The 2,433-nt window shown below is 38.1% G+C and carries 1 protein-coding gene and 3 pseudogenes; 1 reads left to right on the top strand and 3 read right to left on the bottom strand.

Annotated elements, in window-relative coordinates:
• On the top strand, positions 1-579 hold a 579-nt coding region (locus HT729_RS10795), incomplete at its 5' end, for a transposase (protein WP_172932011.1).
• Between the two features lie 51 nt (positions 580-630).
• Here HT729_RS10795 and HT729_RS12635 read toward each other — a convergent pair.
• The 3 pseudogenes from HT729_RS12635 to HT729_RS10780 all read right to left on the bottom strand — a co-directional run.
• A pseudogene (locus HT729_RS12635) lies at positions 631-924 on the bottom strand (N-acetylmuramoyl-L-alanine amidase family protein); the annotation flags it as partial.
• A gap of 661 nt (positions 925-1,585) precedes the next feature.
• Positions 1,586-2,012: pseudogene (locus HT729_RS11800) on the bottom strand (IS30 family transposase); the annotation flags it as partial.
• Positions 2,013-2,433, bottom strand: a pseudogene (locus HT729_RS10780) (transposase); the annotation flags it as partial.

Below are 2,433 nucleotides of genomic sequence, written 5' to 3'. Positions count from 1 at the left end.
GCTAAAATCGTTCTGGATCGCTTTCACATTGTGCAACATCTTAGCCGTGCTATGAGTCGTGTCCGTGTCCAAATTATGAATCAGTTTGAACGAAAATCCCATGAATACAAGGCTATTAAACGCTACTGGAAACTCATTCAACAGGATAGTCGTAAACTCAGCGATAAACGTTTTTATCGCCCTACTTTTCGTATGCACTTAACCAATAAAGAGATTCTTGACAAGCTTTTGAGCTATTCAGAAGACTTGAAACACCACTACAATCTCTATCAGCTCTTACTTTTTCACTTCCAGAACAAGGAGCCTGACAAATTTTTCGGACTTATTGAGGACAATCTAAAGCAGGTTCATCCTCTTTTTCAGACTGTCTTTAAAACCTTTCTAAAGGATAAAGAAAAGATTGTCAATGCCCTTCAACTACACTATTCTAACGCCAAATTAGAAGCAACCAATAATCTCATTAAGCTTATCAAACGAAATGCCTTTGGATTTCGGAACTTTGAAAACTTCAAAAAACGGATTTTTATCGCTCTGAACATCAAAAAAGAAAGGACGAAATTTGTCCTTTCTCGAGCTTAGCTGACTTCAACCCACTACAGTTGACAAAGAGCCGTTTTAAATTATCTTGGATTATTTAACCCACTCACCGTTGTGGTTTACTTTATAACCATCTACAGTTGTATTAACTGCAAGAGCTCCTGACGCGTATGAGTAGTACCATTTACCACCAACTTGATACCAACCAGTTGCCATTGAACCTGATGATTTCAAGTAGTACCAAGTACCGTTATCTTTAACCCAACCAGTTGCCATTGAACCGTTGTCGTTTAGGTAGTACCAAGTACCATTGTCTTTAACCCAACCAGTTGCCATCCAACCAGCTTGGTCAAAATAGTACCAAGTTCCGTTGATTTTTTCCCAACCATTAGTTGTGTAAGAACCATCAGCGTGTTTGTACCACCAGCGAGAACCTGATTGAACCCATGCTGCTTGAGCAGCTGGTTTTTCAGCAGAAGCTACTAGTTGAGGAATTTCCAAAAGGGTTGCTTTACCATTTTGTACTCGAACTGTTAATTTATATGTTCCACGTTTAGTTTTAACTTCAACAGTACTTTTAGCTGATTTTTCATACTTAATCTCAACTGCTTTACCATCAAGTTTCAGTTCATTACCTTCTTTATCATAAACCTTAACATATCTATCGGTAACAACTCTTTGTTTATTAGATTGTTGAGATTGTTGAGATGCAAGGTGAGACTTAATATCATCAATAGTCAAATCACCATTTTCAGTAGTATTAACTTTACCACTTGCTTCTTCTCCACGTTTAGCTGCTGCTTCTGCTGCTTCTGCTGCTTCTTTAAAGAGTTTAGAAACTTCTGCACTTGGTTCTGTTCTCTCATCAGCTGCAGGTTTAGCATTTGGCAATGTTTGAACATTAGCCTCACTAAAAGTTGCTGTATCAGCTGAAACAGCTTGTACAGCACCAAATGCTGCAAGAGCGACTGCGCTTGTCAATAAAACTTTTTTCATCGTTTTATCTCCTTTGTTTTTCTTTAAAATATTTTTTCGTAAGACTACCTTACTACCATAGATTATATAAATATTTGCAGGATTTGTCAAGAGTTTTCTTCGAGTTTTTAAACTTTTTACCTATTTTTTCAAAAAAGCCAAATTTCAAGTTCAAGTTAGCCATCAAGCAGTCTTCTCTGGGTGATTTGTAGTTCAAGCATTTTTTAGGATAGTTATTAATCCAATTTTAGATGAATGCGACTTCTTTGGGAGTCGTTTTCTTAGTTCCCTTAGGTAACCATCTCCGAATGAGCCTGTTGTGATTCTCATCAGTTCCCCTTTTCCCAAGAGGCATAGGGGTGCGCATAATAGATATGTTCCTCAGAAAATACATCAGACAAGCGGTTAAATTCTGTACCATTATCTGCCGTGATGGACAGAATCTTGTCTTGTTTTAAGATGAGTTTTAGAGCCTGATTGACCGATTCAGCGCTTTTATTATGCCATATGGCATTGTCCATAACGAGTAAAAGATAATCATCTGAATAAGCTTGTGAAAGCTCTTCTAAAAAGGCGTTCATCCACTCAGTATGACATCCACCAGCGATTAAGAAAAATGATTCGCCTGTATGGGCATCAACAGCTCCATAACAATAGCAAAATTCTCGTATATAATGACTATGGACATGTGGACCTACTCCTATTGGAGCCCAACAAGATCCCAGTTTACTGATTCTACCGAAACCAGCCTCATCTTGGTACATCAAGCAAACCTTACGAAAAGGTCTACTGGTTTTAAAGCGCTTTCTTTTCTTCTTGAATTGAGATTTTATTTTTAGACGCGACAATGGTTTGAGAGTCTACTTTCTTGGGATGTGCTGGACGTGGCCTAATATTTCGCCAACCATGGTGCTTCAAGAG

It is taken from the genome of Streptococcus sp. 79, from assembly GCF_013277425.1.
In the GTDB taxonomy this organism is placed as follows: Bacteria; Bacillota; Bacilli; order Lactobacillales; family Streptococcaceae; genus Streptococcus; species Streptococcus pseudopneumoniae.
This window is presented reverse-complemented; position numbering and strand designations above follow the sequence as displayed.